Below are 6,732 nucleotides of genomic sequence, written 5' to 3'. Positions count from 1 at the left end.
ACCGCCGGCGGCGAGCTGCTCGCCGTCCACGTGACCAGGAGCGACGGCCTGGCCGGCGCCTCCTCCGGTGCGCTCGCCCAGCAGCGGCAACTGGTCGAGTCCCTCGGCGGCAGCTATCACATGGTCGTCGGCGACGACATCCCCACCGCGCTGCTGGCCTTCGCCCGCGCCCACCACGCCACCCAGCTGGTACTCGGCACCAGCCGCCGCGGCCGGGTCAACCGCTTCCTCACCGGCCCCGGCACCGGACAGACCACCGTGGACGCCTCCGAGGACATCGACGTCCACATGGTCACCCACGCGTTCACCGGCCGCGGCCGGCTGCCCGCCCTCGGCCGCCGCCACTCCAAGCGCCGCACCATCGCCGGATACGCAGCGGGCCTGATCGTTCCCCTGCTGCTCACCCTCGCGCTGTCGCCGTTCCGTAGCACACTCAACCTCACCACCGACGCGCTGATCTTCCAACTCGGTGTCGTGGCCGTGGCGTTGCTGGGTGGCGCGCTGTCCGCCCTGCTGGCTGCGCTCATCGCCTCAGTGCTGCTGAACTATTTCTTCATCCCGCCGCTCCACACTCTGACCATCGACGAGGCCAACAACATCGTCGCCCTGGTGGTCTTCGCCACCGTCGCGCTCACCGTCTCCACCGTCGTCGACCACGCCGGCCGGCTCACCAGCAGGGCCGCCCGGGCCACAGCCGAGGCCGAGACCCTCTCCACCCTGGCCGGCAGCGTGCTGCGCGGCGCCGACGCGCTGCCCGCCCTGCTGGAGAAGTCCCGGACGGCCTTCGGCATGGACTCCGTGGCCCTGCTCGACAGCCTCACGGGAGAGACCATCGCCCGCAGCGATGCCGAGACGGCCGGGGCCGACGAGACCGAAGGCCAGGAGACCACCGAGGTGTCAGTCGGAGAACGGGCCGTGCTCGTCCTCACCGGCCGCCGGCTGCCCGCCGCCGACCAGCGCGTGCTCACCGCCTTCGCCGCCCACGTCGCCGCCGCCCTGGAACGCGACCGGCTCGCCGTGGCCGCCGCCGAGGTCGAACCGATCAAGGCCGCCGACCGGATGCGCACCGCCCTGCTCGCCGCCGTCAGCCACGACCTGCGCACCCCGCTCGCCGCCGCCCTCGCCTCGGTCGGCTCGCTGCGCAGCCCCGACGTCGAGTTCTCGCCCGAGGACCAGGCCGAACTCCTCGCCACCGCCGACGAATCACTGGTCAAACTCACCCGTCTGGTGGACAACCTGCTCGACATGAGCCGCCTCCAGGCCGGCGCCCTCACCCTGCACCTGGCCCCCGTCCCGCTCGAGGACGTCCTGATGCGCGCCATGGACTCGCTCCCCGACCCGTACGCGCCGATCCAGCCCCTCGACCTCGACACCGCCCCGCCGGTGCTCGCCGACCCCCCGCTGCTGGAGCGCGTCCTCGCCAACGTCATCACCAACGCGCTGCGCCACAACGCCCCCGGCGCACCCGTCCTGGTGACCGCCAGCCACCACGCCGACCAGGTGGAGATCCGGGTGATCGACCGCGGCCCCGGCATCGCGCCCGAGGACCGCGACCGGGTCTTCCTGCCCTTCCAGCGCCTCGGCGACACCGACAACACCACCGGCGTCGGCCTCGGCCTGGCCCTCTCCCGCGGCCTCGCCGAAGCCATGGGCGGCAGCCTGGAGGTCGAGGACACCCCCGGCGGCGGCACCACCATGCTGCTCACCCTGCCCGCAGCACCGGAGACGCGGATCGAGGAACCCGACATCGCCCTGCTGGAGAGGAGCGCGGACCGGTGAGCCACATCCTCGTCGTCGACGACGAACCGGCGCTGTTACGTACCCTGCGGATCACCCTCCAGGCCCGGCACTACTCGGTGCTCACCGCGGCCACCGGCCAGGAAGCCCTGGACTCGGCGGGCCAGGCGCCACCCGACGCCATCGTCCTGGACCTCGGCTTGCCGGACTTCGACGGCGTGGACGTGATCAAGGGCATCCGCTCCACACTGACCGCGCCGATCATCGTGCTGACCGGGCGAACCGACATCGAGGACAAGCTCCGGGCGTTCGACGCGGGCGCGGACGACTACGTGACCAAGCCCTTCGTCGTGGACGAACTCCTTGCCCGCCTACGAGCCATTCTGCGCAGGCCACTGGGCGGTGTCCCGACGGCTCCCGAGCCGTCGGCACGGATCGGTTCGCACGAGGTCGATCTCGGCGCGGGCACGGTCGTCGGTCCGGACGGCCCTGTCCGCTTGACCCCGACCGAGTGGAAGATCCTCGCCCTGCTGCTCGCCAACCCCGGTCGGCTGGTGCCCGGGAAGCAGATCCTGACCGAGGTCTGGGGTCCGGACGCGGCGGCCAACGGCAACTACTTGAGGGTCTACTTCTCCAGCATGCGGCGGAAACTCGAACCCGACCCGGGCCGGCCGCGCCACCTGATCACGGAGCCCGGGATCGGCTACCGGTTCCAGCCTTGAACGCGGGTAGTGCGATCTCGTTCTTCGACAGCGGCGATGACCGGCCACAGCAGCGCGTCGTCGTTCGCGAAGAGCTGGACGACGTCGGTGCGAGCTCGATCTCGCGGTTGATCCGCGTCCTCGGCCTCCAGAAGGATCAGGCAGACCCTGCGGACCCGCTTGCCGAGCACCTCTGCGACGGTGTCGAGCTGGGCCAGGACCGCAAGTCTCGGAGGGCTGGGCGAAGACCTTGCGGATCGCCTTGACGAGGCCGCTGCAGTGATCGCCGATCACCAGGCGGACCCCGGTCAGCCCACGCTCGCGCGAAGGACGCGGAACCCGGCCCAGAACACCTCGGTCTCGGGGCCACCGAACAGCGGTGGCGATCGCGCACTGAGAGACAGCAGCCCCGCACGCACCGTGCCGGGTCCGCGCACCTGGACGGATCCCGCGCCAATGGTCCGTCAAGACGGCCGTCGGCAGCGTCAAGGACCCGTCAGGGCGGGCGGACGGGTGTTCGTCCGCACCTAGTGTGAGCTGCGAGGAAACGGTTCGCTGCCCGGGCGTGGGGCCTGGCGGCGGACCGTTTGCCGAACCCCGACCTCCGGCGGGTTCCTCCGGGGAGGGTTCGGCGGCCAGTGAAAAACAGGGGGAGGGGGCGCACGGCGATGCCAACGGGAACGTCGGGCGGTACGGCTGTCATGGGGAAGACGGTCGCGTCGGAGACGGCGCGACAGGAGACGGCCGTACCACTCCCCGCGCCGCGCGCCCCCCGTCACTGGCTCGGCCGCTCCTGGCGCAGCCGGGACTGGTGGAACACCCCGCGCCTGGTGCGTTGGCTCACCGGACTCTGCCTCGCCGCGCTTCTCGTCGCCGCAACGGCGACGGGGACCGTCCTGGGCGGGGCCCGGGACGGCACGGACGTCATCGGCCACCAGGCCGCGCCGCAGGTGGTGCGCTCGGCGGACCTCTACTTCGCGCTCAACGACATGGACGCCCAGGCCGCCAACCTGCTGCTGTTCGGTGCCGACCCGGACTACTCCGCGCTGCGCAAGGAGACCCTGGACAGCTACGAACAGCGGCGCACCCAGGCCGACACCGACCTGCAGCGCGTCACGGAGGCGGTCGCGGGCGACGCGGCCGGGCAGCGGGCCGTCCAGACCGTCATCGGTGAACTCGGCCGCTACGAAGCGCTGGTGGCCCGTGCGCAGCTGCTGGAGGAGCAGGCACACGCCCCGGCCGGTCGTCCGTCCGCGGACGGCCTCGCGGCCTACCGGCAGGCCAGCGACCTGCTGCGCCAGCAGCTGCTGCCGGCCGTCGACGAGGTGACCAAGGCCAACGCGGCGGTCGTGGAAGGCAACTACGCCGACCAGCGCGACGCCCTGGCCGGCGGCTGGTGGTGGATCCTGCTCACGGGACTGCTGGCCCTGGTTGCCCTCGGGCTGCTGCAGCGGCTGCTGGCGGTGCGGTTCCGGCGACTGGTGAACGTGCCGTTGGCCGTCACGAGTCTGCTCACCGTCGTCGGCCTGGTCAGCGCGTTGGCACTGGCCTCGCGGGCGGACGACCAACTGGTGGTCGCGAAGAGCAACTCCTTCGACTCATTGATCGCCCTCAGCCGGGCCCGCGCCGTCGCGTACGACCTCAACGCCGACGAGAGCCGCTACCTGACCGACCCCGCCCGGGCGGCCGCCTACGAGCAGGGCTTCCTCGACAAGACCCAGTCCTTCGCCCGGGTCGACGGCGCCACCCTCGCCACATACAACGACCGGCTCGCCGCACTGGCCGGCCAGCACCGGGCCGACCACAGTCAGGTGGGCTTCGGCGGGTACCTCGGCGACGAGCTTCGCAACATCACCTTCGCCGGTGAGCAGGACGCGGCGGAGCGGGTGTTGACCGCGTTCCAGCAGTACCAACGCGACGACCGGAAGATCCGTGAGCTGAACGCCCAGGGCAAACTCAAGGAGGCCGTCACCTTCAACACCGGCCTCAACCCGGGCCAGTCCAACGCCGACTTCGGCGTGCTCAGCGCCGCGCTGGACGACAACCAGGCGATCAACCAGCGTGCTTTCGAGGCCGCGGTCGCCACCACCGACGACGACCTGGACGCCACCACCGCCGCCCTCGGCGCGGTGGCACTGGCGATGGCGCTCGCCCTGACTGTGCTGGGAGTGCGGCCGCGCCTGCGCGAGTTCGTCTGACGGGGGACACGGGCCGCAGCGCCCTTGGCTCATGGCCGTTCGCCGTCCGCAGTCGTAGAAGCGCGGTGAACGGCTGCCGTGCCGGACGCGGCCCGATGCGATCACGCCTCGTTCGCGCTGGTCGAGCTCCGGTGGCTCGCGGTTCTGCTCTGCCACTCCCCGCTAATGCTCCGATAAGATGACCACAGGTGTGCCGGGAAGCCTGGTCGGCGCGGGGGACGACTGCGGCGATCGGCGGCGGTGACCCCGGTTCTTGCGATGGGGTCCTTTCCACCGATGCACGTTGTGGCGATCGTTCTCGTCCTGGTGGTGCTGGCCACGGCCGTGGCCACCTTCGCCGGCCGGCTGCGCGTTCCCGCGCCGTCCCTGCTGGTCCTGGCGGGCATCGGGGTGGCGCTGATACCCGGCGTCCCCGCGCTGCACGTCCCACCGCAGGTGATCGGCATGGTGGTCCTGCCGCCGCTGCTGTACGCCTCCGCCGAGGAGCTGTCGCTGCGCGACCTGCGCACGGTCTGGCGGCCGGTGACCATCCTCTCCTTCGGACTGGTCTTCGCCTCCGCCGCCGCCGTCGGCTTCACCGCCGTCGCCGTCGCGGGACTCCCGCCCGCGATGGCCTTCGTCCTCGGCGCCGTGCTCTCCAGCACCGACCCGGTGGCCGTCACCGCGCTCGGCCGCCGGCTGGCGCTGCCGGGGCGGCTCCAGGTGCTGGTACAGGCGGAGAGCCTGTTCAACGACGCCACCTCGCTCGTCCTGTTCAAGGTCGCCGTCGGCATCGCGGTGGCCGTCGGCGCCTCGGTGAGCGTGCCGGCGGCGGGCGGGGAGTTCCTGCTGCTCGGCGGGGGCGGCAGCGTGGTCGGCGCCGCCGTCGCCGGCCTGGTCTGGCTGGTGCGCCGCCGCACCACCGACCCGGTGCTGGAGACGGTCATCGCGCTGGTCACCCCGTACGCGGCGTACGTCCTCGCGGAGTCCGCGCACACCTCCGGCGTCACCTCCGTGGTGGTGGCAGGGGTGCTGCTCGGGCGCTCCGGCCACCGGCTCACCGACGCCCACATCCGGCTGCAGCTGCACGCCGTGTACGCGGTGGTGGTGTTCCTGCTGGAGAGCGTCGTCTTCTCCATCGTCGGCCTGGAACTGCCCACCCTGGTGCGGGACCTGCCCGCCGGCACCGGCTGGTGGCCACTACAGGCGCTGGCGCTCGCCGCGGTGCTGATCGCCGTACGCGTCCTCTCCACCCTGCCGCTGACCCGCGCCGTCAAGCCCAGCCGGGGCCGGGACCGGCTCTCCTGGCGGGTCGCCGGGGTGGTCACGTGGGCCGGCACCCGCGGCGTCATGCCCCTTGCCGCGGCCCTGTCCATCCCGCTGCTCGCCGACGACGGCACCAAGCTCGCCGGGCGGCCGCTGGTCCTGGTGCTCACCACCGCCGTCGTCGTGTTCACTCTCGTCGTCCAGGGCCTGACCCTCGCCGCCGTCGTCAACCGCTCCGGCCTCGCCCTCGAACCCGAGCACACCGCCCGCGAGGAGGACGACACCCGCGACGCCCTCAACCGCGCCGCCCTCCACCACGTGGAACACCTCGCCGAACTGGAAGCCGTCCCGGACACCGCCCTCGACCGCGTCCGCCGCGCCCTCACCGCCCGCCTCGACCGCACCCCGGAGACCCCCGACGGCACCACCGCCGACACCGCCTACCGCCAGCTGCGCCGCGAGGTCATCGCCGTCCAGGGCGCCGAACTGCACCGTCTCTACGACGAGCACCGGATCAGCGACACCACCCGCCGCCGCGTCCAGCACGACCTCGACCGGGAGGAAGCCGCCCTCGGCACGCTCTGACGGGCTCACGCCTCGGTCGGCGGCCTTCAGCCGGCGGGCCGGGCCGGAGCCAGGGGTGGTCGGCCGCTCGACGAGGTCTCCGGCGATCTCGCCGCCGGGAGCGGAGGCCCGCTGAGGCGGCGGAACAACTCCGCGGCGAGCCGGAACTCAGCGGCCGGGCACGCCGAAGCCGACGTCCGGCATGAACGAGAGTCGAGGCCGGTACCCGGTGCTCCCCCGGTGGTGTGCGCACGCACCCGGGGTCGGCGCAGGTGCCGGCCGCCCCG

Annotated in this window: 5 protein-coding genes; 4 read left to right on the top strand and 1 reads right to left on the bottom strand. The window is 72.5% G+C overall.

Annotation, left to right across the window (positions count from 1 at the left end; all coding sequences use genetic code 11):
• Both AB0N04_RS32855 and AB0N04_RS32850 read left to right on the top strand, forming a co-directional pair.
• Positions 1–1,779: ATP-binding protein (locus tag AB0N04_RS32855; protein WP_363365633.1), on the top strand; the 1,779-nt coding region annotated here is incomplete at its 5' end.
• Entirely contained in the window at positions 1,776–2,459 is a 684-nt protein-coding gene (locus AB0N04_RS32850; RefSeq protein WP_360217711.1) for a response regulator transcription factor, read from the top strand. The genes AB0N04_RS32855 and AB0N04_RS32850, both read left to right, overlap by 4 nt.
• Here AB0N04_RS32850 and AB0N04_RS32845 read toward each other — a convergent pair.
• Positions 2,441–2,629, bottom strand: coding sequence for a hypothetical protein (locus AB0N04_RS32845; protein WP_360217714.1), 189 nt, complete (start codon positions 2,627–2,629; stop codon positions 2,441–2,443). The two genes, AB0N04_RS32850 and AB0N04_RS32845, sit on opposite strands and share 19 nt — an antisense overlap.
• A 510-nt stretch (positions 2,630–3,139) precedes the next feature.
• Here AB0N04_RS32845 and AB0N04_RS32840 point away from each other — a divergent pair.
• Together AB0N04_RS32840 and AB0N04_RS32835 are read left to right on the top strand one after the other, a co-directional pair.
• A complete protein-coding gene (locus tag AB0N04_RS32840; protein ID WP_360217717.1) occupies positions 3,140–4,636 on the top strand; it encodes a hypothetical protein in 1,497 nt (498 codons plus the stop codon).
• Between the two features lie 276 nt (positions 4,637–4,912).
• Positions 4,913–6,466: a Na+/H+ antiporter gene (locus tag AB0N04_RS32835; RefSeq protein WP_360217720.1), complete on the top strand. Its 1,554-nt coding sequence runs from the start codon at positions 4,913–4,915 to the stop codon at positions 6,464–6,466.
• Positions 6,467–6,732 lie beyond the last annotated feature (266 nt).

This window comes from Kitasatospora sp. NPDC051702 (genome assembly GCF_040681575.1).
In the GTDB taxonomy this organism is placed as follows: Bacteria; Actinomycetota; Actinomycetes; order Streptomycetales; family Streptomycetaceae; genus Kitasatospora.
Note: the sequence above shows the minus strand (reverse complement) of the source record. Positions and strands in the feature narration are given on the sequence as shown.

Bases quoted from the DNA above. Each gene is read 5' to 3' on its own strand.
- AB0N04_RS32840 (WP_360217717.1), top strand. From the start codon at position 3,140: ATGGGGAAGACGGTCGCGTCGGAGACGGCGCGACAGGAGACGGCCGTA.
- AB0N04_RS32835 (WP_360217720.1), top strand. From the start codon at position 4,913: ATGCACGTTGTGGCGATCGTTCTCGTCCTGGTGGTGCTGGCCACGGCC.